Source organism: Streptomyces sp. CMB-StM0423, from assembly GCF_002847285.1.
GTDB lineage: Bacteria > Actinomycetota > Actinomycetes > Streptomycetales > Streptomycetaceae > Streptomyces.
On the sequence record NZ_CP025407.1, the window covers coordinates 4,147,563 to 4,171,955 of the forward strand.

General features: G+C 71.9%; 20 protein-coding genes and 1 tRNA gene. 9 read left to right on the forward strand and 12 right to left on the reverse strand.

Annotated features, from left to right (window positions below; genetic code table 11):
* Positions 1 to 58 precede the first annotated feature (58 nt).
* Positions 59 to 604 (forward strand): DNA-binding protein, encoded by a 546-nt coding sequence (locus tag CXR04_RS18025; RefSeq protein ID WP_101423417.1) that lies wholly within the window; start codon positions 59 to 61, stop codon positions 602 to 604.
* Between the two features lie 46 nt (positions 605 to 650).
* Entirely contained in the window at positions 651 to 2,030 is a 1,380-nt protein-coding gene (locus CXR04_RS18030) for a serine/threonine-protein kinase (RefSeq protein WP_101423418.1), read from the forward strand.
* A 23-nt stretch (positions 2,031 to 2,053) separates the two neighbouring features.
* On the opposite strand, the gene CXR04_RS36470 is transcribed toward CXR04_RS18030, so the two are convergent.
* The 3 genes from CXR04_RS36470 to CXR04_RS35990 all read right to left on the reverse strand — a co-directional run bounded on the left by CXR04_RS36470 (position 2,054) and on the right by CXR04_RS35990 (position 5,864).
* Positions 2,054 to 3,535 carry a hypothetical protein gene (locus CXR04_RS36470; protein WP_267898193.1) on the reverse strand — a complete coding sequence of 494 codons (1,482 nt, stop codon included), beginning with the start codon at positions 3,533 to 3,535 and terminating at the stop codon, positions 2,054 to 2,056.
* A gap of 11 nt (positions 3,536 to 3,546) precedes the next feature.
* A complete protein-coding gene (locus tag CXR04_RS18040; RefSeq protein WP_101423420.1) occupies positions 3,547 to 5,529 on the reverse strand; it encodes a vWA domain-containing protein in 1,983 nt (660 codons plus the stop codon).
* A gap of 200 nt (positions 5,530 to 5,729) precedes the next feature.
* Positions 5,730 to 5,864 carry a DLW-39 family protein gene (locus tag CXR04_RS35990; protein ID WP_018838829.1) on the reverse strand — a complete coding sequence of 45 codons (135 nt, stop codon included), beginning with the start codon at positions 5,862 to 5,864 and terminating at the stop codon, positions 5,730 to 5,732.
* Positions 5,865 to 6,041: 177 nt separating this feature from the next.
* Here CXR04_RS35990 and CXR04_RS18045 point away from each other — a divergent pair, with 177 nt between their 5' ends.
* On the forward strand, positions 6,042 to 7,556 hold the full coding sequence (locus CXR04_RS18045; protein ID WP_101423421.1) for an MFS transporter: 1,515 nt from the start codon (positions 6,042 to 6,044) through the stop codon (positions 7,554 to 7,556).
* A gap of 67 nt (positions 7,557 to 7,623) precedes the next feature.
* Here CXR04_RS18045 and CXR04_RS18050 read toward each other — a convergent pair.
* The 9 genes from CXR04_RS18050 to dnaA form a co-directional block, all read right to left on the reverse strand.
* Positions 7,624 to 7,697 (reverse strand) — tRNA-Ile (locus CXR04_RS18050).
* Positions 7,698 to 7,765: 68 nt separating this feature from the next.
* The gene (locus tag CXR04_RS18055; protein WP_101423422.1) at positions 7,766 to 8,542 is read right to left on the reverse strand and encodes a DUF3566 domain-containing protein; all 777 of its coding nucleotides are present in this window, start codon (positions 8,540 to 8,542) and stop codon (positions 7,766 to 7,768) included.
* A gap of 3 nt (positions 8,543 to 8,545) precedes the next feature.
* Positions 8,546 to 11,173: a DNA gyrase subunit A gene (gene gyrA / locus CXR04_RS18060; protein ID WP_101423423.1), complete on the reverse strand. Its 2,628-nt coding sequence runs from the start codon at positions 11,171 to 11,173 to the stop codon at positions 8,546 to 8,548.
* A gap of 104 nt (positions 11,174 to 11,277) precedes the next feature.
* Positions 11,278 to 13,407 carry a DNA topoisomerase (ATP-hydrolyzing) subunit B gene (gyrB, locus tag CXR04_RS18065; protein WP_101423424.1) on the reverse strand — a complete coding sequence of 710 codons (2,130 nt, stop codon included), beginning with the start codon at positions 13,405 to 13,407 and terminating at the stop codon, positions 11,278 to 11,280.
* Between the two features lie 291 nt (positions 13,408 to 13,698).
* The gene (locus CXR04_RS18070) at positions 13,699 to 14,277 is read right to left on the reverse strand and encodes a DUF721 domain-containing protein (protein ID WP_101423425.1); all 579 of its coding nucleotides are present in this window, start codon (positions 14,275 to 14,277) and stop codon (positions 13,699 to 13,701) included.
* A complete protein-coding gene (recF, locus tag CXR04_RS18075) occupies positions 14,274 to 15,407 on the reverse strand; it encodes a DNA replication/repair protein RecF (RefSeq protein WP_101423426.1) in 1,134 nt (377 codons plus the stop codon). Before recF ends, CXR04_RS18070 begins: the two co-directional genes overlap by 4 nt.
* A gap of 96 nt (positions 15,408 to 15,503) precedes the next feature.
* The gene (gnd, locus tag CXR04_RS18080) at positions 15,504 to 16,382 is read right to left on the reverse strand and encodes a phosphogluconate dehydrogenase (NAD(+)-dependent, decarboxylating) (protein WP_101423427.1); all 879 of its coding nucleotides are present in this window, start codon (positions 16,380 to 16,382) and stop codon (positions 15,504 to 15,506) included.
* Between the two features lie 56 nt (positions 16,383 to 16,438).
* Positions 16,439 to 17,578: a DNA polymerase III subunit beta gene (gene dnaN, locus CXR04_RS18085; RefSeq protein ID WP_101423428.1), complete on the reverse strand. Its 1,140-nt coding sequence runs from the start codon at positions 17,576 to 17,578 to the stop codon at positions 16,439 to 16,441.
* A gap of 901 nt (positions 17,579 to 18,479) precedes the next feature.
* A complete protein-coding gene (gene dnaA, locus CXR04_RS18090; protein WP_101423429.1) occupies positions 18,480 to 20,438 on the reverse strand; it encodes a chromosomal replication initiator protein DnaA in 1,959 nt (652 codons plus the stop codon).
* A 369-nt stretch (positions 20,439 to 20,807) separates the two neighbouring features.
* Here dnaA and rpmH point away from each other — a divergent pair, with 369 nt between their 5' ends.
* From rpmH to rsmG, 6 genes are all read left to right on the forward strand, one after another.
* Positions 20,808 to 20,945 (forward strand): 50S ribosomal protein L34, encoded by a 138-nt coding sequence (gene rpmH / locus CXR04_RS18100; protein ID WP_027773413.1) that lies wholly within the window; start codon positions 20,808 to 20,810, stop codon positions 20,943 to 20,945.
* A 15-nt stretch (positions 20,946 to 20,960) separates the two neighbouring features.
* Entirely contained in the window at positions 20,961 to 21,329 is a 369-nt protein-coding gene (rnpA, locus tag CXR04_RS18105; protein ID WP_101426450.1) for a ribonuclease P protein component, read from the forward strand.
* Complete coding sequence (gene yidD, locus CXR04_RS18110) at positions 21,326 to 21,610, forward strand: membrane protein insertion efficiency factor YidD (protein ID WP_018838819.1); 285 nt, start codon at positions 21,326 to 21,328, stop codon at positions 21,608 to 21,610. Before rnpA ends, yidD begins: the two co-directional genes overlap by 4 nt.
* Before the next feature lie 3 nt (positions 21,611 to 21,613).
* Positions 21,614 to 22,885 (forward strand): membrane protein insertase YidC, encoded by a 1,272-nt coding sequence (gene yidC, locus CXR04_RS18115; RefSeq protein WP_101423430.1) that lies wholly within the window; start codon positions 21,614 to 21,616, stop codon positions 22,883 to 22,885.
* A gap of 56 nt (positions 22,886 to 22,941) precedes the next feature.
* Entirely contained in the window at positions 22,942 to 23,457 is a 516-nt protein-coding gene (locus CXR04_RS18120; RefSeq protein WP_101426451.1) for a Jag family protein, read from the forward strand.
* A 107-nt stretch (positions 23,458 to 23,564) separates the two neighbouring features.
* Positions 23,565 to 24,293: a 16S rRNA (guanine(527)-N(7))-methyltransferase RsmG gene (gene rsmG / locus CXR04_RS18125; protein ID WP_047016799.1), complete on the forward strand. Its 729-nt coding sequence runs from the start codon at positions 23,565 to 23,567 to the stop codon at positions 24,291 to 24,293.
* The last annotated feature ends 100 nt before the right edge of the window (positions 24,294 to 24,393 follow it).

Here is a 24,393-nt window from a genome sequence, read left to right on the forward strand (position 1 = left end):
AGGATGCAGTTCGCAAGCGCGAATCTGGACTCGGGGACATCTGGGGAGGCCGCACGGCATGGGAGCTCCACGGCAGGACACCAGCGAACGCGCACGAGAACTACAGCGAAGCTGGTATGGCGAACCGCTGGGCGTGCTGTTCCGGCGGCTGATCGACGATCTCGGCCTGAACCAGGCACGGCTGGCCGCCGTGCTCGGTATCTCGGCGCCGATGCTGTCGCAGCTCATGAGCGGGCAGCGGGCAAAGATCGGCAATCCGTCGGTGGTGCAGCGCGTACAGGCGTTGCAGGAGTTGGCCGCCGAGGTGTCGAGCGGCAGCGTTTCCGCGGCGGAGGCGGCGGAACGGATGGAGGGGATCCGCAAGAGCGCGGGAGGGGCGGTGCTCGGGACGACGCAGACGCAATCGTCGACCGGATCGACGACGGTGCGCCGCGTCGTACGGGAGATCCAGTCCCTGCTGCGCTCGGTGGCCGCCGCCGGCGACATCATCGACGCGGCGGACCGGCTCGCGCCGACACAGCCGGAGCTGGCAGAGTTCCTCCGGGTGTACGGCGCCGGGCGCACTGCCGATGCCGTAGCACATTACGAAGCACATCAGTCATAACCTGATGAATTACTAACGAAGCCGTACAAGGGGCGGGCGCAGCAGCATGGGTGAGGTCTTCGCTGGGCGGTACGAGCTGATCGATCCGATCGGCCGGGGCGGGGTGGGCGCGGTCTGGCGCGCCTGGGATCACCGGCGACGGCGCTATGTGGCGGCCAAGGTGCTGCAGCAGAGCGACGCGCACACGCTGCTGCGCTTCGTCCGCGAGCAGGCGGTACGCATCGACCACCCGCACGTGCTGGCACCCGCCAGTTGGGCGGCCGACGACGACAAGGTGCTGTTCACGATGGACCTGGTGGGCGGCGGCTCACTGGCCCATCTGATCGGCGACTACGGACCGCTCCCGCCGCGGTTCGTCTGCCTGCTGCTCGACCAACTGCTCGCCGGCCTGGCCGCGGTGCACGGCGAGAACGTCGTGCACCGCGACATCAAACCGGCGAACGTGCTGCTGGAGGCGACCGGCACCGGCCGGCCGCACCTCCGGCTCTCCGACTTCGGCATCTCCATGCGCAAGGGCGAGCCGCGGCTGACCGACACCAACTTCGTCGTCGGGACGCCCGGTTACTTCGCGCCCGAGCAGATGCTGGGCGCGGAGCCCGACTTCCCCGCGGACCTGTTCGCGGTGGGTCTGGTGGCGCTGTACCTGCTGACCGGGGAGCGTCCGGACAGCCAGGCGCTGGTGGAGATGTATCTGAAGAACGGCGTGCCGCCGGCCCCGAAGGAGGTGCCGGAGCCGCTGTGGCAGGTGCTCGCGAGCCTGCTGCAGCCGGATCCGGAGATGCGGTTCCGCACCGCGACGGGTACGCGGAAGGCGCTGGCGGAGGCGGCGGAGCTGCTGCCGGAGCTGGATCCGGCGGAGGAGCCGGTGGAGGTCTTCGACCAGCTCGGGCCGCTGCCGGTGGGGTTCGGGCCGCGAGGTCCGGAGCGAGCGGAGGAACGGGCGGCGGAGGCCGCGCCGGGGCCGGGTTCCGGTACGGGGCTCGGTGCAGGACTCGGTGCTGGTGCTGGTGGAGGTCCCGGTCCCGGTACGGGTACGGGGCCGGCCGGTGACGCAGCGGGCCCGGCGGGGCCCGCGTACGCGCCGGGCGGCACCGGATACGTACCCCCGCCCGCGGCCGCCGCGCCCGAGCCGGGCCCGGCGGGGCCCGGCACCGCGCACCCGCCCGCGGCGGGGCGGCCCGGCGCGCACGACCCGGCCGAGGCGACCAGCTACGGCATCGCGCCACCGGCCGCGTCGCAGCCGCCGACGCCCACCGCCCCGTACACGACGGCCGCGTCGCAGCCGCAGTCCCGGCCCCCGCAGCCCCGGCCGGGCGCCGCGGCGCCGCAACGGCGACCGGGACCGCCCGCGAAGGTGGCGATCCCGGTCGTGGTGCTCGCGGTGCTGCTGATGGCGGCCGGCGTCTGGGCGCTGGCCTCGGGCTGACGCCCGTACGCCCGGCTCCTCTCCTACTGCCGCCAGTTCTGCTGCGGTGGCGGCGGCGGGTACCCGTCCCCGTACGGGCGCTCGCCGTACGCGGGACCCCCGGCCCCACTCCCGTACGCACCGGGCGCCGTCTGCGTGTCCTCGCCCGCCACCTGCGGACCCGCCCCCGCGCCGGGCACCGGCCGGCGCCGCGCCAGCAGCATCCACAGCCCCAGGCCGGCCAGCAGCAGCACGCCCGCGCCGATCCCGGCGATCGCCAGGATCTTCTTCCCGGCACCGTCGCCGTCGCCGTCCGCACCGGCCGGCGCGCCCTCCGCCGCCATGTCGCGGTCGTCGTCCGTCACCGCGAACCCGGCCGCCGCCGCGTCCCCGTCGTACGCCGGGCCCTCCTCGGGCTCGCCCTTGATGGTCGTCCGCAGCTCCACCGGCACCGGCCCGTCCGCGAACTCCCCGACCTCCTCGGACACGCTGACGGCGATGTAGTACCAGCCCGCGAAGCCGACGTTGCCGAGCTCGCCGCTGTAGACCGCGTAGCGGTTCTCGTACGCCACCGGCGGGGCCACGGCGGGGATCGCCGCAGGGTCGTCGCCGAAGTACGTCTCGTTCTCGTTGGCGACGAACCCGCGCGCGGGGTTGTAGAAGTCGACACGCACCCCGTTGGAGGCGAACGCCGTCTCGTCGCTCACCCGCGTCGTACCGAACTCGGTCTGCAGGAAGAGCTGCTGGCCCCAGTCCAGCGGCACCCGGTAGAAGTGCGTGTCACCCGGCCGGATCTTGTCCGTCCACACGCCGTGGTCGATGGCGACCGCGTCGTTGAACCCGGTGCCGCCCTTGCGCGGTTCGGCCTTGCCGGTCGGCGGGGGCGGGGCCTGCGTGGGGATCGACTGCGGGTCGGGCGGGGTCGTCGACCCGGCCTTCGCCAGCGGCGGCTCCGCCATGAAGCGCAGCTCAAGCGGCCACTCCGCCGGGCTGGAGGTCGCGTCGCTGACGCGGGTGACGATGAGGTTGTAGACGCCGGCCTCCTGGCAGGTGCCGCCGGGCTGGGCCATGCGCCCGACGTAGTCGGCGATCGGCCGGGCGGCACCGTCGGCGGCGAAGTCGACGTCGGAGCTGCTGCACCGGTCGCCGCCCTTGCTCTCCAGCTCCAGCTCGATACCGTCGCCGTACGCGACCTTGGTACCCGGCTTCGGCGCGGCCACGGCGGATATCCAGGCGTTGGACTTCGCGTCGAGCGTGACGCTGTAGTACAGCTTGTCGCCGGGGGCGAGGGAGTCGGTGTAGGTCTTGCCGGCCTCCACCTTCTCGCCGCCGGTGCTGCTCGCGGCGCCCTCGATGGGCTCGGCGTCCTTCGCCGTCCGGTATTCGCCCGCGTCGGCGGGCGAGTTCACCGGCACGGCTCCCTGCCGGCCGGCCGCAGAAGCCGCCGAAGCGGCCGAAGCCGCCGCCGGGAGCGCGGCCTGCGCCGCCAGCGCGGCCACCGCCAGCGCCGCGACCGGGCCCGCCATCGTTCGCGTCCTCACCATCCACCCCTTACGCCGTTGCCTGCCGCCGCTTCCGCCGGTGCCTCGCCCGCCGGCCGTCGCTTCCGGTTCCGTACGATCACGAACGCGGCCCCCGCGCCGGCGAGCAGCACGCCACCCGCGATCCCGCCGGCGAGCGGCAGGACGGAGTCCGATGATTCCTCGTCCGCCCCGGCCCGCGCATCCTTCCCGCCTTTCCCGCCGTCCTCGCCGCCGCCCCCGTCGACGGCGGCGGCCGGTGCCCCGTGCCGCGGCCCCGACTTCTCCTGGCCCAGCACGTCGACGCGCAGCACGACGCCGATGGCCGTGTTCTGCGCGAACCGCGCGGCCTCGGGCCCCAGCGAGACCGACAGGTAGTACTCGCCGCCGCGGCGCACGGGCACGACCTCGGTGGCGGTCTCGTAGCGGTTCGTCCAACTGACCGGCACCGTACCGAGGTCGGCGGCCACGGGCTCACCGTAGTAGCTCCGGCTGCTGCTGAACGGTCCGTCGCCGACGACGGCGCGGCCGGGCGAGTAGAGGTCCGTGGCGGCGAAGCTGGAGACCCCGGCGGCGCCGTCGAGCGTGGGCTCGTTGGCGAACTCGACGCGGTAGCGGAGCTGCTGGCCCCAGCCGACCCCGACCTTGTAGAAGCGCGTCTGCGCGGGCAGCAGTTCGTCGCGCCAGACGCCGGGTCCGATCGCCTTCGCGTCGTTGAAGCCCGTACCGCCGGTGATGTCCTCCGGTTCTGAGGTGGGCAGTCCGGCGCCCTCGTCACCGGCCGGGCCGTAGTCGGTCTCGGACTGCGCGGGCGTGACGCCGGCGCGCAGCGGCTCCTCCTGGCCGACGGCCAGCTCCAGCGGCCAGCGGGCCCGGTCCGAGCCGGCGGCGCTGGTGCGGTGGACGCTGAGCAGGTAGCGGCCGGCGGCGTCGCAGGGCTCGCCGCCCTCGGCGCTGGGGATGCGGCTGACCGCGCCGGTCAGCGGCTGTGCGCCCTCGTCCTGCTCGAAGTGGCCGTCCCTGGCGTCGCACCGGGTGCCGTAGTCGTCGGTGGCGTGCAGCTCCAGCTCGATGCCGTCGCCGTACGCGACGGGCACACCCGGCTGCGGCACGGCGGTGACGCCGAAGTCGGCGGCGGAGGCGGCGTCCAGCTCGGCGGCGTACCACTTGGTCTCGCCCGCGCCGATGCTGTCGAGGTACTGGCCGGGCGCGACGTCCGCGGCGCCGCCGCGGCCGAGGCCGCCCTCGACCGGGTCGCCGCGGAAGCGGTAGCCGTCGGCGGAGAGGCGGGCGGCGCGCTGAAGCTGGCGGGCGAGCGCGTCGGCGTCGGGGGCGTCGTAGTACGCGCCGTGCCCCTTCTCCGCGATGCACTTCAGCTCGTCGCGGGCCCTGCCGCCGACCTGGAAGCCGACCGTGTCGATGCGCAGGGCGCCGAAGGCGCCGCCGGTCTCGCCGAGTTGCGCCGCGACCTCGCAGGGGTCGGGGGTGCCGCAGGTGTCCTCGCCGTCCGAGACGAGCAGGATGGAGCGGTGGCCGAGGGCGCCGGGCGGGCGCTCGGGGAGGTCCCGGGCAGCCTGCTGGAGCGCGTAGCCGATGGGGGTATCGCCCTTCGGCTTCACATCTGCTACGGCGTCCTTGATGCGGCCCCGGTCCAGCCCCTCGACGGGCACGGCGAGGCGGGTGTCGGTGCAGCCGCCGGCGCGGTCGGCGCCGTAGACGCGCAGGCCGGTCGGGTAGCCGTCGGGCAGGGCGTCGACGACGGTGCCGACGGCCGCGCGGGCGGACTCGATCCGGGTGGCGCCGGAGCCGTCGTCGTCGGCCATGGAGCCGGAGGAGTCCAGCACCATCACCAGGCCGCCGCCGGTCGGCGCGGGCTCAGCGGGTGCTGCGGGTGCAGCGGTCGCCGTAGGCAGCGGTCCTGCGCTCAGCGCGGCGGCGAGCGCCGCGGCGACGCCGGCGTACGCGGGCCGTCTCCGGCAGCCGCGGAGTATACGTTCCATGACAAGTCCCCCCTTGTTCTCCGCCATTTGCTCAAGCACCGTAGAACGTGTGCAGTAGCAAATAACAGGGGGCGGGTGTCACGGTCGTGCAACAGGGCCCCGGTCATGCCGAGGCCCCAGCCGCACCGCCGCGCAAGCGGCGGGGCCGGGGCCCAGAGCCGGCCCGGAACCGGGCGGCCCTGCTCGGAGCTCTCGCGTTCTCAGACGCCCGAAGAGGAGGGCACCGAGTCGGTGGCCTCCGTCCACAGGTCCTGCTCGGCGCGATCCGCCTGGATCTGGCGGTACACGAGAAGCCCGCCCAGAGCGGCCAATGCGATCAGGAACAGCTTCTTCACCGCGACCTCGTCCTTCCAGAGACATTGGACTACGAAGCCCGATGATACACAGCGCGTACGACACCGGAGCCGGGCTCGGGACCGTGGCACTAGGACCGCACTAGGACCTAAGTCCCCGCCCCGTTTCCATCCGGCGCCCGATCCGTACGGCCCTGTCCACCGCGCACGATGACGGTCATGACCACGCCCGACGCCACCGACACGACCGACGCCGCGGACCCGGCGGCCCTGACGAAGACGACCGATCCGACCGCAGGCCCCCGGTCCCGCGACCCCGCCGCCGCACCGGCGGGCGTCGCGTCCGCGCCCCGGCTCTGGCCGGTGCTGCTCGCCTCGTACATCGGCCAGTTCCTCGTCGTCCTCGACGTCTCCGTCGTCAACGTCGCCCTGCCCAGCATGCGCGACGACCTCGCCCTCAGCGGCAGTGCGCTGCAGTGGGTCGTCAACGGCTACGCCCTCACCTTCGCCGGCTTCCTGCTGCTCGGCGGCCGGCTCTCCGACCTCTTCGGCCCCAAGCGCGTCTACCTCACGGGACTCGGCCTCTTCGCCGCCGCCAGCCTCGCCGGCGGGCTGGCGCAGAGCGACGCCGTGCTCATCACCGCCCGCGCCGCCCAGGGCGTCGGTGCCGCGTTCCTCGCGCCCGTCACCCTCTCCCTGCTGACCCGGGCGCTGCCCGAGGGCGCCGCCCGTACCCGGGCCATCGCCGCCTGGACGGCGGTCGGCGCCGCCGGCGGCGCGACCGGCGGGCTCATCGGCGGCGTGCTCACCGACCTGGCGTCGTGGCGCTGGGTGCTCCTGATCAACGTGCCGATCGGCCTCGCCGTGGGCGCCGTCGTCCTCGTCTGGCTGCGCGAGCAGCGCCGGGACACCGACCGCCCCGCCCTGGACCTCCCCGGCGCCGTGCTCGTCACCGGCGGCGTCGGCGCCGTGGCGTACGGCATCACCGAGACCGAGTCGGCGGGCTGGACCTCGGCCTCCGCGCTGCTGCCGCTGCTGGCCGGGCTCGCGGCGCTGGCGGGCTTCGTCGCCGTGGAGGCGCGCTCCGCGCAGCCGCTGCTGCCGCTGCGGCTGTTCCGCATCCGCGCGGTGGCCGTCGGCAACGTCGTCACGCTCGTCAGCATGGTCGGCGCCTTCGCCCTCTGGTACTTCCTCACCCTCTACATGCAGACCGTCCTCGGCTACAGCGCCATCCGCACCGGCCTGGCCTTCCTCCCGCACACCGCCGCGCTCATCATCGCCTCCCAGTTCGCGCCCCGGCTCTCGGCCCGCTTCGGCAGCCGCACGATGACGGTGGTCGGCGGGCTGCTCACGGGCGCCGGGTTCCTGTGGCAGGCGGCGGCGATGGACGCGGACGGCACCTTCGTCTCCGCGATCCTCGGCCCGGCCCTCCCGATGGCCGCGGGCCAGGCCATCCTGCTGGCGCTGCTGACCGACGTCTCCACCTCCGGCGTCGGCGAGCGGGACGCCGGCGGCGTCTCGGGCCTCGTCAACACCTCGCGCCAGATCGGCGCGGTGCTGGGCCTGGCGATCCTCGGGGCGGTCGCCTCCGCGGGCCACGGCGCCCCCGAGGACGGCTACGCCCGCGCCTTCCTGGCCGCCGGCATCATCACCGCCGCCTCGATGCTCCTGGTCCCCTTCCTCCCCCGCCCGGGCCGGCGGACCCGGCCGCACGCCGGGTCCGCAGCCGCATGAGAGCGGCGGCATGACAAAGGCGAAGGGCGCCTCCTCGTCACGAGGAGGCGCCCTTCGCCATTTCCGGTGCGGCTACCAGGACTTGAACCTGGGGCCTCATCCTTATCAGGGATGCGCTCTAACCGACTGAGCTATAGCCGCGCGCTGCACAGAGATTACCCCACCGCCGAGCCGCGGCCCAAATCGATAGCGGGTGTACCCGGCGGGCGCTACTCGTCCTCCGCCAGCGTGACCTCGATGCCGCCGACGAAGCCGGCGGAGAGGTTGTAGATGAACGCGCCCAGCGTCGCCAGCGCCGTGGCGAGGACCACGTCGATCAGCGCCACCACCGCCGTGAACCCGGCCACCCGGGGCAGCGACAGGAACGACTCCAGGTCGAAGCCGGCCGAGTCGTCCGAGCCGGTGGCCTCGCTGATCGTGCCGCCGACCGTGCTGAAGACGCCCATCGCGTCCAGCACCATCCACAGCACCGTCACCGCCACGATCGTGCAGATGCCGAGCGCGATGGAGAGCAGGAAGCTGACCTTCATCACCGACCACGGGTCGGCCTTCGCGATCCGCAGCCGCGCCTTCCGGGTGCGCGGTACGGTGCTGGCGCCGGTACGCGACCTGCGTACCCCGGCGGCCGTCTGCTGCGCCTGCTCGTACGCCTGACCGCCGCGGCCCGCCGTGCGCCCCCCGGCGTGCCCGCCGCCGGCCACGCCGGCCGGCGGGGTGTACGCCTGCGGCGGGTGGTGCGGCGCCGGCGGGGCCCCGGGGGCGGCCGTCGGCGGGGGCATCGGGCCCTCGGGGGCACCGTCGTACGGATACGCGTGTGCTTGCGGGTCCTCCGCGCCGCCGACCCCGGCGGCAGCGGAGGCGCCGCGTCTGCGCCCGCGCCGGCCGCCGTGCCCACCGCCGGCGTCATCCGGACCTGGCGGGGGGTTCGGCTGCGCGTACCCCTCCGCCCTCGCCGGCCCGGCGCCGGCACCCGTGGCTCCACTCACGACCTACTCCTCGCCTTCACCGTCCGCGGCGGGGCCCTGGGCCCCGGCGTCCGTGCTCCCGGCCTCGTCGGCGGCGACGGCGGCGTCGACGGCCTCTTCGACCTCCTCCGCCTCCCGACCGGCTTCTGCGTTCCGCGCGACGCCGACCACGGCGTCCCGCTTCCCCAGGTTGATCAGTTGGACGCCCATGGTGTCACGGCCCGTCTCCCTGACCTCGTCGACCCGTGTACGGATCACGCCGCCGCCGAGCGTGATGGCGAGGATCTCATCCGACTCCTCCACCACCAGCGCGCCCACCAGCGAACCCCGGTCCTCCACCAGCTTCGCCGCCTTGATGCCGAGGCCACCTCGTCCCTGAACGCGATAGTCGTCCACGTTCGTACGCTTCGCGTAACCGCCGTCGGTGGCGGTGAACACGAACGTACCGGGCCGCACGACATTCATCGAGAGGAGTTCGTCACCCTCGCGGAAGCTCATGCCCTTCACGCCGGAGGTCGCGCGGCCCATCGGGCGCAGCGCCTCGTCCGTTGCGGTGAACCGGATCGATTGGGCCTTCCTGCTGACGAGCAGCAGGTCGTCCTCGGGCGAGACCAGCTCGGCACCGATCACCTCGTCCGGCGAGCCGTCGGGCATCTCCCGCAGGTTGACGGCGATCACGCCGCCCTGACGGGGCGAGTCGTAGTCCTTGAGCACCGTCTTCTTCACCAGCCCGGCCTTGGTCGCGAGCACCAGGTACGGGGCGGCCGCGTAGTCCCGGATCGCCAGGATCTCCGCGATGTGCTCGTCCGGCTGGAACGCCAGCAGGTTCGCGACGTGCTGGCCCTTGGCGTCGCGTCCCGCGTCCGGCAGCTCGTACGCCTTGGCGCGGTACACCCGGCCCTTGTTCGTGAAGAACAGCAGCCAGTGGTGGGTGGTGGAGACGAAGAAGTGGTCGACGATGTCGTCCTCGCGCAACCGCGCCCCGCGTACGCCCTTGCCGCCGCGCTTCTGCGCGCGGTAGTCGTTCGTCTTCGTCCGCTTCACATAGCCGCCGCGGGTGATCGTGACGACGATGTCCTCCTCGGCGATCAGGTCCTCGATGGACACGTCGCCGTCGAAGGGCACGAGCTGCGTACGCCGGTCGTTGCCGAACTTCGCGACGATCGCCGCCAGCTCCTCGCTGATGATCTGCCGCTGCCGCTCGGGGGAGGCGAGGATCGCGTTGTAGTCGTCGATCTTCGACTGCAGCTCGTCGTGCTCCGCGGTGATCTTCTGCCGCTCCAGGGCGGCCAGCCGGCGGAGCTGCATCTCCAGGATCGCGTTCGCCTGGATCTCGTCGATCTCCAGCAGGTCCATCAGGCCCCGGCGCGCCACGTCGACCGTCTGGGAGGCCCGGATCAGCGCGATGACCTCGTCGATGGCGTCCAGCGCCTTCAGCAGGCCGCGCAGGATGTGCGCCCGCTCCTCGGCCTTGCGCAGCCGGAAGGTGGTGCGGCGGACGATGACGTCGACCTGGTGCTCCACCCAGTAGCGGATGAAGGCGTCCAGCGACAGCGTGCGCGGCACGCCGTCGACCAGCGCGAGCATGTTGGCACCGAAGTTCGTCTGCAGGTCGGTGTGCTTGTAGAGGTTGTTCAGCACGACCTTCGCGACGGCGTCCCGGCGCAGCACGATGACCAGCCGCTGGCCCGTACGCGACGAGGTCTCGTCCCGGACGTCCGCGATGCCCGTCAGCCGGCCGTCCTTCACCCCGTCGGCGATCTTCTGCGCCAGGTTGTCGGGGTTGACCTGGTACGGCAGCTCGGTGACCACCAGGCACTGCCGGTCCTGGATCTCCTCGACCTCGACCACCGCGCGCATCGGGATCGAGCCGCGGCCGGTGCGGTACGCCTCCTCGATGCCCTTGCGGCCGACGACCAGCGCCCCGCTGGGGAAGTCGGGGCCCTTGATGCGCTCCAGGAGGGCTTCGAGCAGTTCGTCGTTGGACGCCTGGGGGTGCTCCAGGTACCACTGCACCCCTTCCGCGACCTCGCGCAGGTTGTGCGGCGGGATGTTCGTCGCCATGCCGACCGCGATCCCCGCCGAGCCGTTGATCAGCAGGTTCGGGAAGCGGGCGGGCAGGACGGAGGGCTCCTGGGAGCGGCCGTCGTAGTTGTCCCCGAAGTCGACGGTCTCCTCGTCGATGTCGCGGAGCATCTCCATGGCGAGCTGCGCCATGCGGCACTCGGTGTAGCGCATGGCGGCGGCCGGGTCGTTGCCCGGGGAGCCGAAGTTGCCGTTGCCGTCGACGAGCGGCATCCGCATCGACCAGGGCTGGGCCAGCCGCACCAGGGCGTCGTAGATCGCCGAGTCGCCGTGCGGGTGGTAGTTGCCCATGACGTCGCCGACGACGCGCGCGCACTTGAAGTACCCGCGCTCCGGGCGGTAGCCGCCCTCGTACATCGAGTACAGGACGCGGCGGTGCACGGGCTTCAGGCCGTCGCGGATGTCCGGCAGCGCACGCGAGACGATGACGCTCATCGCGTAGTCGAGATAACTGCGCTGCATCTCCGTCTCGAGCGAGACGGCGTCCACGCGCAGCACGATGCCGCCGTCTTCGCCCTCGCCGTCCGGCTGCGGGTCGGGGTTCTGGGGAGTGAGCTCGTCGGCCATTGCGGGTCTTTTCTACCTTTTCGAAGAGGTCTCGAAGGCGGTCGGTCGCACCCGGGCGGGGACCCCGGGAAACCCGGGCGGGGGGCCGCCCGGGCGAGGCCGACTCAGATGTCGAGGAAGCGGACGTCCTTGGCGTTGCGCTGGATGAACGAGCGGCGCGCCTCGACGTCCTCGCCCATGAGCACGGAGAACAGGTCGTCGGCCGCGGCGGCGTCGTCGAGCGTCACCTGGCGCAGCACGCGGTGCGCCTGGTCCATGGTGGTGATCCGCAGCTCCTCCGCGTTCATCTCGCCCAGGCCCTTGAAGCGCTGGATCGAGTCGTCCCTGATCCGCTTGCCCTGCGAGCGGCCCAGCTCGATCAACTGGTCCCGCTCGCGGTCGGAGTAGGCGTACTCGTACTCGTCCCTGGTCCACTTGATCTTGTACAGCGGCGGCTGGGCCAGGAAGACGTGCCCGCCCTCGATCAGCGGGCGCATGAAGCGGAACAGCAGCGTCAGCAGCAGGGTCTGGATGTGCTGTCCGTCGACGTCCGCGTCGGCCATCAGCACGATCTTGTGATAGCGCAGCTTGGAGAGGTCGAAGTCCTCGTGGATGCCGGTGCCGAACGCCGAGATCAGCGCCTGCACCTCGGTGTTCTGGAGCACCCGGTCGATGCGGGCCTTCTCCACGTTCAGGATCTTGCCGCGGATCGGGAGGATCGCCTGGTACCGCGGGTTGCGGCCGGACTTCGCCGAGCCGCCCGCGGAGTCGCCCTCCACGATGAAGATCTCGCACTTGGACGGGTCGTTCGACTGGCAGTCGCTCAGCTTGCCCGGCAGCGACGCCGTCTCCAGCAGCCCCTTGCGCCGCGTCAGGTCGCGCGCCTTGCGGGCGGCCACGCGGGCCGTCGCCGCCTGGATGGACTTGCGGACGATGTCGCCGGCCTCGTTCGGGTTCCGGTCGAGCCAGTCCGTCAGGTGCTCGTGCGTGACCTTCTGCACGAAGGTCTTCGCCTCGGTGTTGCCCAGCTTGGTCTTCGTCTGGCCCTCGAACTGGGGCTCGCCCAGCCGGACCGAGATGATCGCCGTCAGGCCCTCGCGGATGTCCTCGCCGGTGAGGTTGTCGTCCTTCTCGCGGAGCAGCTTCTTGTCCCGCGCGTACCGGTTGATCAGCCCGGTCAGCGCGGCCCGGAAGCCTTCCTCGTGCGTACCGCCCTCGTGGGTGTGGATGACGTTCGCGAAGCTGTACACGCCCTCGCTGTACTGCGTGTTCCACTGCATCGCGATCTCGACGGACATCAGCCGCTCGGTGTCCGCGACCTCGAAGTCGATCACCGAGGGGTGCACCGGCTCGCCCTTGCGCGAGTTCAGGTGGCGTACGAAGTCGGAGATGCCGCCCTCGTAGTGGTACGTGACGCTGCGCGCCTTGTCCTCGTCCTCGTCGCCCGCGGTGTCCGCGCCCGAGGTCTGCTTGGCCGCCGCCCGCTCGTCGGTGAGCGAGATGGTCAGGCCCTTGTTCAGGAACGCCATCTCCTGGAAGCGGCGCGACAGCGTCTCGAACGAGTAGTCCGTCGTCTCGAAGACGTCGGCGTCCGCCCAGAACGTGACCGTGGTGCCGGTCTCGTCCGTCTCCTCGTTCCGCGCCAGCGGCTCGGTCGGGATGCCCAGCTTGTAGTCCTGCGTCCAGCGGTAGCCGTCGGTCTTGACCTCCACGGACAGCCGGGTCGAGAGCGCGTTCACGACCGAGACGCCGACGCCGTGCAGACCGCCGGAGACCGCGTAGCCGCCGCCGCCGAACTTGCCGCCGGCGTGCAGGACGGTCAGCACGACCTCCACCGCCGGCTTGTTCTCCGACGGCACGATGCCCACGGGGATGCCGCGGCCGTTGTCGACGACGCGCACGCCGCCGTCGGCGAGCAGCGTCACCTCGATCGTGTCCGCGTGGCCGGCCATCGCCTCGTCCACCGAGTTGTCCACGACCTCCTGCACCAGGTGGTGCAGACCGCGCTCGCCGGTCGAGCCGATGTACATGCCCGGGCGCTTGCGTACGGCGTCGAGGCCCTCCAGGACCGTGATCGCGTTCGCGTCGTACGCCGCGTCCTCGACGGCCTCCGCCTCCGCGCGGGCGTGTGCCCGTGCGGCCTCAGCGGCCGCCTCCGCGGCGCCGTCGGCGCCTGGAGGCACGTTCTCGCTGGCAGGGATGTTCTCGTTGGAGTTGCCGGAATCGGCCACGAAGCGCCCTTTCTGGCACAGCACGGGCCACTCTCCTGGCTGAGCGGGAGCGGCCGCGTCGTTGTTGGTCAGCGTGTTCCGCAAGTGGGCGGGTTGCTCCCAGTCTACCGGTAGCCCACGACAGAATGGCGGTTTGCAGGTGCCTGAACCCGCATGTGGCGCCCTGAACATCTGCCCGCCGAGGGGGGCTGCACACACCGGGGCCTGCAGAGCCTCTGAGCGCCACTCAGCGCTTCGGGGCGTCAACCATCAGCTACTGTGACCGACCTCACTCCATCACAGGTTTACCGCCGGGGTTCAGCAGAAGGTACGGGCCTACCCGTACGTGTCCCCGGGGCCCTGGCTGCCCGGCGCCCGCAGCGGCCCGAAGCGCCGCCCGCCGCCCCCGGGACCCACCACTTTGATCAGCTTCACGGTGCCGTGGCCGAGCTCCTCGTTGAGCCGCGCCACCAACTGGGGCGCCAGCAGCCGCAACTGCGTCGCCCACGCCGTGGAGTCGCACTTCACCACGAGCACCCGCTCCTGCTCGTCGTACCGCTCGGGCGCGCAGTGCTGCGCCACCTCGGGACCGACGAGCTGCGGCCAGCGGCCCATCACGCCGCCCACCGCCGCCGGCGCCTCCCAGCCGCGCTCGGTGATCAGCCTGCTCACCGCGGCACCCAGCGGCAGCGGATCGCGGCCGTCGGCGCGGGCGCCCGAGCGCAGCCCGCCGCCGCGGCGGGCCTGCCGGCGCTGCTGCGCGGCCGCACCCCGCGCCCGGGCCTCCGCCCGCGCCGCCCGCAGGGCCACGCGCGCCAGGTCGACCCCGGAGGGCTCGGGAGCGGCGGGGGACTCCCCGGCCCCGGAGTCCGCGGCCGGGGCGTCGCTCTCGGGGCGTACGGGCTCCTCGCTCATCCGCACTCCACCCGCCCGTCGGCCACCGTGAACCGCGCCCCCGCCAGCGCCCCCGGCACGTCCTCCGCCACCGCCGCCGTCACGAGCACCTGCTCGCCGGGCGCCACCAGCTCCGCCAGCCGCTCCCGCCGCCGCGTGTCCAGCTCCGCGAACACGTCGTCCAGCACCAGCACGGGCTCCCCGCCGCCCTCGCCGCGCAGCAGCTCGTACGACGCGAGCCGCAGCGCCAGCGCGTACGACCACGACTCCCCGTGCGACGCGTAGCCCTTCGCCGGCAACTCGCCCAGCTTCAGCACCAGATCGTCGCGGTGCGGACCGACCATCGTCACGCCCCGCTCGATCTCCTGCTTCCGCGCCTCCGCCATCGCCTCCAGCAGCAGCTCCGCGAACTCCTCGCGCGTACGCGCCTCCGCGAACCGGCCGCCCGCCGGCGACTTGTACTCGAACGCCGTCGGCCCGCCGCCCGGCGCCACCTGCTCGTACGCCTTGTCCACCAGCGGCTGCAGCACCGCGATCAGCTCCAGCCGCTGCGCCAGCAGCTCGGCCCCGGCCCGCGCCAGATGCTGATCCCACACGTCCAGCGTCGACAGGTCGAGCTGCCGCCCGCCGTGCCGGCGCGCCATCGCGGCCGTCTTCAGCAGCGTGTTGCGCTGCTTGAGCACCCGGTCGTAGTCGCTGCGCACCCCGGCCAGCCGAGGCGCCCGCGCCGTGACCAGCTCGTCGAGGAAGCGGCGCCGCTGGTCCGGGTCGCCCTTGACCAGCGCCAGGTCCTCCGGCGCGAACAGCACGGAGCGCAGCACGCCGAGCAGGTCGCGCGGCCGCACCTGCGACGAGCGGTTCAGCCGCGCCCGGTTCGCCTTGCCCGGGTTCAGCTCCAGCTCCACGAGCTGCTGCCGGCCGTCCTGCGTCACCGCGGCCCGTACCACCGCACGCGCCGCGCCCATGCGCACCAGCGGCGCGTCCGCGGACACCCGGTGGCTGCCCAGCGTCGCGAGATAGCCGACGGCCTCGACCAGGTTCGTCTTGCCCTGGCCGTTCGGCCCGACGAAGGCCGTCACCCCCGGGTCGAGGGGCACCTCCGCCCGCTCGTACGAACGGAAGTCGGCCAGCGAGAGATGAGTCACGTGCATGGCCCGACGCCGACCTCCCCAGGCACTCGGCCGATTCAGCTTCGATTCAGCTTGGGCGAACGGCGGGCCGGCGCTCCCGCCGGCCGCCCGGCAGAGCTACTTCTCCTCCTTGACCGCGTGGCCGCCGAACTGGTTCCGCAGCGCGGCGATCATCTTCATCTGCGGCGAGTCGTCCTGGCGCGAGGCGAACCGGGCGAAGAGCGACGCCGTGATCGCGGGCAGCGGCACCGCGTGGTCGATCGCCGCCTCCACGGTCCACCGGCCCTCGCCGGAGTCCTCCGCGTACCCGCGGAGCTTGCCCAGGTGCTCGTCGTCGTCCAGCGCCCGGACCGCCAGGTCCAGCAGCCAGGAGCGGATGACCGTGCCCTCCTGCCAGGAGCGGAAGACCTCGCGCACGTCGGTGACCGAGTCCGCGGCCTCCAGCAGCTCCCAGCCCTCGGCGAAAGCCTGCATCATCGCGTACTCGATGCCGTTGTGGACCATCTTCGCGAAGTGCCCCGCGCCGACCTTGCCGGCGTGGACGGCGCCGAACTCGCCCTCCGGCTTCAGCGCGTCGAAGACCGGCTGCACCCGCGCCACGTGCTCGGCGTCGCCGCCGTACATCAGCGCGTAGCCGTTCTCCAGGCCCCACACGCCCCCGGAGACACCGCAGTCCACGAAGCCGATGCCCTTCGCACCCAGCTCCTCGGCGTGCTTCTCGTCGTCCGTCCAGCGCGAGTTGCCACCGTCCACGAGCACGTCGCCGGGCTCCAGCAGCTCGGCCAGCTCGTCGACGGTCGACTGCGTGGCCGCGCCCGCGGGCACCATCACCCACACCACGCGTGGGGCGGGCAGCGCGTCCACAAGCTCCCGCAGGCTGTGGACATCGGCTCTGTCCGGGTGGTGGTCGTACCCCACGACGGTGTGGCCCGCGCGCCGGATGCGCTCACGCATGTTCCCGCCCATCCGGCCGAGACCCACAAGACCGAGCTCCATCACTGCCCCTTCGTCCGTCTGTGCGTCCTATTCCCGGTCCGAGCCTACGCCGGACCTCAGCCGCTCAGCCGCACGGGCATGATCAGGTACTTGTACGCCTCGTCCGCCTCGGCGTCGAGCGCGGGCTTGCCGCTGAGCAGCGCCGGCTTCGTCGACGTCGTGAACGAGAGCTGTGCCGCGGGCGAGTCGATCGCGCTCAGCCCGTCGAGGAGGAACAGCGGGTTGAAGGCGATCGAGATGTCGTCGCCCTCCAACTGCGCGTCCACCCTTTCCACAGCCTGTGCGTCGTCGCTCGACCCGGCCTCCAGGGTCAGCACGCCCTGCTCGAAGCTCAGCCGCACCGGCGTGTTCCGCTCGGCCACCAGCGCCACGCGCTTGACGGCCTCGACGAACGGCGGGGTCTCGATGACCGCCACCGAGTTGAACTCCGTGGGGAACAGCGTGCGGTACTTCGGCAGGTCGCCCTCGATCAGCCGCGTCGTCGTCCGCCGGCCGGCGCCCTCGAAGCCGATCAGGCCCTCGCCGGCACCGGCGCCCGACAGCGCGAGCGTCACGATGTCCCCGCTGGTCAACGACTTGGCCGTGTCCAGGAGCGTCTTGGCGGGGACGAGCGCCACCAAGGAGGCGTCGGCGGTCTCCGGCTTCCACAGGAACTCGCGGACCGCGAAGCGGTACCGGTCCGTGGAGGCCAGCGTGACCGTGTCGCCCTCGATCTCGATGCGCACACCCGTGAGCACCGGCAGGGTGTCGTCCCGGCCGGCGGCGATGGCGACCTGCGCGACAGCGGCGGCGAAGACCTCGCCGGAGACCGTGCCGGTCGCGGTCGGCATCTCGGGCAGCGCCGGATACTCCTCCACAGGCAGGGTGTGGAGTGTGAATCGCGAGGAGCCGCAGACCACGGTGACCCGGACGCCATCGGTGGAGATCTCCACGGGCCTGTTGGGAAGTGCGCGCGAGATGTCGGCGAGCAGCCGCCCGGAGACGAGGACGGTGCCGTCCTCCTCCACATCCGCCTCCACGGAGACGCGGGCGGAGACCTCGTAGTCGAAGCCGGAGAGGCTGAGCGTCCCGCCGTCCGCGCCGTCGGCCTTCAGCAGCAGCCCGGCGAGCACCGGCGCGGGCGGCCGGGCCGGGAGGCTGCGTGCTGCCCACGCCACTGCCTCCGCGAGTACGTCGCGCTCCACCCGGATCTTCACGGAGACCGCCTCCTGGTGCTCTCGGCCCTTGCCGGCTCGGTTGGTGTGGGGGACCAGTCTGACGCACGGCACCGACACAGGGGGCAGGTCGGGGTCAACTCGTCGCTGCCGCTCTTGGAGGCCGTCGACCGCACTTGTGCACAGGCCCCGCTTCGAAGCGGATTCCGAGCTAGCTACGTGTAGAGGTAGTAGTAGGGCCTGTGGAAACCGTGGAAAACCCTGTCTGCGCAGGTCAGCTCGTGAATTTTGCCCACAGGCGGGTTGGGGACGAAGAGTGGATAACCCGCTGTTCCTGTGGACGATGCCCGGCTGTACACAGGCCGTTCACAGGCGGGGGCCACTTAGCCACAGCTCCATCCCCAGAGTTACCCGGGTTTCTGCACAGCCAATCCTGCCTCTGGATGTGACGGCTTTCACTCGACCCGGTGAAGGGGCGCGTTGCGTTGCCGAACAGTGGACAAACTTGTGGACAGGCTGTGTACAGAGCGGGGTTTTCTGTGGGTGAGTGGTCTTCCGCGGTGGACAGCGCTCGGCGCCGATCGGGCCGGTGGACGGTGTCCACAGGTTGTGGGCAACGCTCGCCCACAAATCCACACCCCGGTGAGCTGCGCGGACGCGAGTTGTCCAGACCGCGTCCACACCCGCCCGTGGGTAACTCACCGATCCCCAGGGTGTGGACGGCGGAAAAGCCACCGAGGTGTGGAGAAGTGCCTGTTCAGGCCCGGGAATCGAACAGCGGGCGGGGGCTCGGCTGTTCGGGTACGTGCCGGGGGCGGCCGGACGCGTACGGAAGACCTGTGCAGAACCGGCTGCCGGAGGACGCGTGGGGCCCCGGGAGGCGCTGTGGAGCGGCGCGGGGCGGGGTGTGGGGTGTGGGGCGTACGGAACGGCGGCGCGGCCGCTAGCTGTTCTTGATGCGGTTGGTCAGCTCGGTGACCTGGTTGTAGATCGAGCGCCGCTCGGCCATCAGCGCCCGGATCTTGCGGTCCGCGTGCATGACGGTGGTGTGGTCCCGGTTGCCGAACTGGGCGCCGATCTTCGGCAGGGAGAGGTCCGTCAGCTCCCGGCACAGGTACATGGCGATCTGGCGCGCGGTGACCAGCACGCGGCTGCGGGAGGAGCCGCACAGGTCCTCCACCGTCAGCCCGAAGTAGTCGGCGGTGGCGGCCATGATCGCGGCGGCGGTGATCTCCGGGGCGGCGTTCTCGCCGCCGGGGATGAGGTCCTTCAGCACGATCTCGGTGAGCCCGAGGTCCACCGGCTGCCGGTTGAGCGAGGCGAAGGCCGTGACCCGGATCAGGGCGCCCTCCAGCTCGCGGATGTTGCGGGAGATCCGGGAGGCGATGAACTCCAGCACCTCCGGCGGCGCGTTCAACTGCTCCTGGACCGCCTTCTTGCGCAGGATCGCGATCCTGGTCTCCAGCTCCGGCGGCTGCACGTCGGTGATCAGGCCCCACTCGAAGCGGTTGCGGAGCCGGTCCTCCAGGGTGATCAGTTGCTTGGGCGGCCGGTCGCTGGAGAGAACGATCTGCTTGTTGGCGTTGTGCAGGGTGTTGAAGGTGTGGAAGAACTCCTCCTGCGTCGACTCCTTGCTCGCCAGGAACTGGACGTCGTCGACCAGGAGGATGTCCATGTCGCGGTAGCGCTTGCGGAACGTGTCCGCCTTGCCGTCGCGGATGGAGTTGATGAACTCGTTGGTGAACTCCTCGGAGCTCACGTACCGCACCCGGGTGCCGGGGTAGAGGCTGCGGGCGTAGTGCCCGATGGCGTGCAGCAGGTGCGTCTTGCCCAGGCCGGACTCGCCGTAGATGAACAGCGGGTTGTACGCCTTGGCCGGGGCCTCGGCGACGGCGACCGCCGCGGCGTGCGCGAAGCGGTTGGAGGCGCCGATGACGAAGGTGTCGAAGAGGTACTTCGGGTTCAGCCGCGCGGTCGGCTCACCGGGCCGGGTGGCCGGGGCGGGCTGGGCGGCGAGCGGGCCGGGTGCGCCGCTGGGCGCGGGCAGCTCGACGTTCCCCATGGCCTGCACGAGCGGCGGGATCGGGGCGCCGGAGGGGCTGTGCCCGCCGGGATGGCCTCCCGTGTGCCCGCCGGGGTGGCTCCCGGGGTGGCTCCCGGGGTGCGCGTACCGGTCGTGGGCGGGGCGCTGCCCGAGGTGGTCGTGGGCCGAGTAGTAGTCCGCGTTGCCGGTCCCCGCCGCGGGGTCCGGCTGGGCGCCGGGCGGGCCCGGGTGGTGGTCGGCGCGGGGCCAGGCGGCCGGCGCCGGGCGCGGCTGGGCGTACTCGGGGTACGTCGGGGCCGCGGTGGGGAGGCGGTCGTCCCCGGGCGCCGGGCGGCTGTACGCGTCGTACGGCGGCTCGGGCAGCGGCCCGCCGTGGCCCTGGTGCGGCGGCTGGTGGCCCTGGTGGGTCTGGTGCGGGGGCTGCGCGGCGGGGTGCGGCAGCGGCAGGTGCGGGGCGCCGGGGTGCGCGGCCTGCTCGTGCGCCGGCGGCTGCGGAGCCTGCGAGGGGTGGGGTACGTGCGGGCCGTGGCCGACCGGCTCGGGGCCCGGCTGCGGCGGCGGGGCCTGCCGCGGCCGCTTCGACTCCGGCTCGCCGGGGCTGACGGTGACGGCCAGGCCGATGGGCTGGTGGCAGGCGTGGCTCAGCGCATCGGTGATCTTGGAGGCGAGGCGGCCCTCGAAGACGCCCTTCGCGTACTCGTTGGGCACGGCAAGCACCGCGGTCCCGGCGACGAGGACGAGCGGCTGGCAGTCGCGCAGCCAGCGGTGGTCCTTGGCCTCGATGCCCTGGTCGTCCGCGAGCAGCCGCTCGAGCACGCGTGGCCACACTGCAGCGAGATCGGCAGGCAGGTCGGCCACGGGTCACGCTCTTTCAGGTCACGGCAGGTCACGAAGGTGTGATCTCGGGACGGGTGGGATGGATCCGCGCAAGAGTCGGAAGTCCAGCCACGGTAGTCACGCCGAGCTGCCCCATTCAAGTCGCTGTCCACAGGCTGTGCACAGTGTCCTGTGGCGTGTCGGCCGCACGGGGCGGGTTTGACCGGACGGCGGCCGCCCGCGTACCGTATCGAGGTCGAGATGTCGACGGCTGCTGCCGCCTGCCTCCGAACAGTCTCAGGCCGCGACAGTGATCATGTCACGTGTCGGGCGATGACGAGCCGGCTCGAGGGCGCACGGTGGCAGCCGTTCGGCGCCTATCACCCGTGACAAATCTCCTGGAGCCCCCGAGTGAGCAAGCGCACTTTCCAGCCGAACAACCGCAAGCGTGCCAAGACGCACGGCTTCCGGCTGCGTATGCGTACCCGCGCCGGCCGTGCCATTATCACGGCCCGTCGCACCAAGGGCCGCGCACGCCTGTCCGCCTGACCCCTTGGTGTGCTCGTGCTGCCCGCTGAGCACCGGCTGCGGCGGCGCGAGGACTTCGCCCGAGCGGTACGCCGCGGACGACGGGCCGGCCGCCCGCTGCTCGTCGTCCATCTGAACAGCGGCGGTGACCCGCATGCCGCCGGGGAGGACGTCTCCCCGACGCGTGCGGGTTTCGTCGTCAGCAGGGCCGTCGGACCGGCGGTCGCGCGCAACCTCGTCAAGCGTCGCCTGCGTCATCTCCTACGGGATCGGTTGGATCTGCTGCCCGCAGGTAGCCTGGTGGTCGTACGGGCGCTGCCTGGCGCCGCGGAGGCCGGCTACGACCGGCTGCGCGATGACCTGGACGCAGCGCTGGGGCGGTTGCTGGGAAGGGCGCCGCGATGAAGTATCCGCTGCTTTGGTTGATCAAGCTGTACCAGTGGACCATCAGCCCGCTGCTGGGGCCGGTCTGCAAGTACTACCCGTCGTGCTCGCACTACGGCTATGAGGCGATCAGGCTGCACGGTGCGGTCAAAGGCACGGGCCTGACCGCCTGGCGCATCCTGCGCTGCAACCCGTGGTCGCTCGGCGGGGTCGATCACGTTCCGCCCCGCAAGCATCCGGTCTGGCACCAGCGGCTGCGCAGCCGCCTGGGCAAGACGCAGCCCAAGGCCCAAGGAGCCTGATTCGTGGACACGGTCCTCAAACCTCTCTATATCGCCGTTTCCTGGATCATCGTCCAGTTCCACTCGCTGTTCAGCCTGGTCTTCGACCCGGCCAGCGGCTGGGCGTGGGGGCTGTCCATCGTGGCGCTGGTGGTCGTGATCCGGATCGCGCTGATCCCGCTGTTCGTGAAGCAGATCAAGGCGACGCGGAACATGCAGGTGCTCCAGCCGAAGATGAAGGCGATCCAGGAGCGCTACAAGAACGACAAGCAGCGCCAGTCCGAGGAAATGATGAAGCTGTACCGGGAGACGGGTACCAACCCGCTCTCGAGCTGTCTTCCGATCCTCGCCCAGTCCCCGTTCTTCCTGGCGCTCTTCCAGGTGCTGAACAAGATCGCCGGCAACAACGAGGTCGGCGTCCTCAACGCCTCACAGGTCGCGGAGGCCCGGCAGGCCCACGTCTTCGGCGCCCCGATCGCGGCGAAGTTCATGGACAGCGCGAGCAAGGTGGAGAGCCTCGGCGCCACCCTCGCCGATGTGCGGGTCGTCACCGTCATCATGATCGTGCTGATGTCGGGGTCGCAGTTCTACACGCAGCGCCAGCTCATGACGAAGAACGTCGACCTCACGGTCAAGACGCCGTTCATGCAGCAGCAGAAGATGCTGATGTACATCTTCCCGATCATGTTCGCCGTCTTCGGCATCAACTTCCCGGTCGGCGTCCTGATCTACTGGCTGACGACCAACGTCTGGTCCATGGGCCAGCAGATGTACGTGATCAAGCGGAACCCCACCCCGGGCAGCAAGTCCTACGCGCACCTGCTGGAGCGCATGCAGAAGCACGTCATCGACCGCGGCGGCGTGCGCGGCCGCCGCGACCGCTACGTCGTCAAGCAGATGGTCGCCAAGGGCAAGGACCGCAACGAGGACGAGCGGAAGTTCGTCTCCGCGCTCGCCAAGCACGACCTGCTGCCCCAGGCGGACGGCACCATCGTCAAGAGCGAGACGCCGCTGGCGGACGCCAAGCCCGGCAGCGGCGACCCCGGCCGGCGGCAGCAGCCGAAGCGGCAGTCGAAGTCCCAGCGCCGCAGCCATGCCCAGTCCGGCGGCTCCGGCCAGCAGCAGGAGGGCGCGGACGACGCCGCGGAGCCCGAGGACAAGAAGCCCGCGTCGAGCGCCGCGAAGAAGAAGGCGGGCGGCTCATCCGGCCGCGGCGGTGCGGGCGGCAACGCCCGTAACGCGAAGTCCGGTCAGCGCAAGGGGCCGCAGCGGCCCAAGCACCCGTCGAAGAAGTAAGAAGGAGTCCCCACGTGACGGACACCGCGTCCACGACCGGCGAAACCGGTTCGGAGATCGAGGCCCAGCCCGAGCAGCCCGAGGCCACGGCCGAGGACGTCCTGACGCGCCTGGAGCAGGAAGGCGAGATCGCCGCCGACTACCTGGAGGAGCTGCTCGACATCGCAGACCTCGACGGCGACATCGACATGGACGTCGAGGGCGGCCGGGCCTCGGTGTCGATCATCGGCGAAGGGTCGTCGGACCGCCACTTGCAGAAGCTGGTGGGGCGCGAAGGCGAGGTGCTGGAGGCGCTGCAGGAGCTGACCCGGCTGGCCGTGCACCGGGAGACGGGCGACCGCAGCCGGCTGATGCTGGACATCGCGGGGTTCCGGGCGCGCAAGCGCGAGGAGCTGACCGAGCTGGGCACCGAGGCCGTCGAGCGGGTCAAGGAGAGCGGCGAGCCGGAGAAGCTGCGGCCGATGTCCCCGTTCGAGCGCAAGGTGGTGCACGACGCGGTGAAGGCCGCGGGGCTGCGCAGCGAGTCGGAGGGCGAGGAGCCCGAGCGGCGCGTGGTCGTGCTCCCGGCCTGACCGGAACGTCGTTGCTCCACCCTGGGCCGGTTGATCCGACCGGCCCAGACTGCTCCCCTGCCACCTGCCGTCGCCCGCCCCCCGTGCTCCAGCGAGAGGACGTTCCCGTGTCCGAAGTAGCGGATCTTCCGCCGGCGCCGGAAGCCGCCGACAAGGTCTTCGGCGGCGCCCTTCCGGACGCGGTGCGCTACGCCGAGCTGCTGGCCGACACGGCGGTGACCCGCGGGCTGATCGGCCCGCGGGAGGTCCCCCGGCTGTGGGAGCGGCACCTGCTGAACTGTGCGGTGCTCGCCGAAGTGGTGCCCGACGGCGTCGCGGTCTGCGACGTCGGCTCGGGTGCCGGGCTGCCGGGCATCCCGCTGGCCCTCGTCCGTCCCGACCTGCGGATCACGCTGCTGGAGCCGCTGCTGCGGCGTACCCGGTTTCTGCAGGAGGTCACCGAGCTGCTGGGGCTGGAGCAGCAGGTGACCGTCGTCCGCGGCCGGGCCGAGGAGGTCCTCGGCACGCTGGAGCCCGTCCACGTGGTCACCGCGCGGGCGGTCGCCCCGCTGGACCGGCTGGCCGGCTGGGGCGTTCCGCTGCTGCGCCCGTACGGCGAGATGCTGGCGCTCAAGGGCGAGAGCGCCGAGGAGGAACTGCGCGCCTCGAAGGCCGCGCTGCACAAGCTCGGCGTCACGGAGACCGAGATCGTGCAGGTCGGAGCCGATGTGGTGGACCCACCGGCGACCGTCGTACGGGCCGTGGTGGGCGAGAGTCCCGGAGGCGTGCGCTTCGCCGCCAAGCGGGCCCGCGCCGCTCGTAAGGGCGGTCGCGGCGGGCACGGCCGACGCCGTTAGTCTGCTCGTATCCGAAAGAGGGCCGATCGGTCCATTAGAGCCGCCTACCGTACATACACCGGAGTGTCGCTGCGGTGGTGCCCGCGGGGCTGTGCATCGT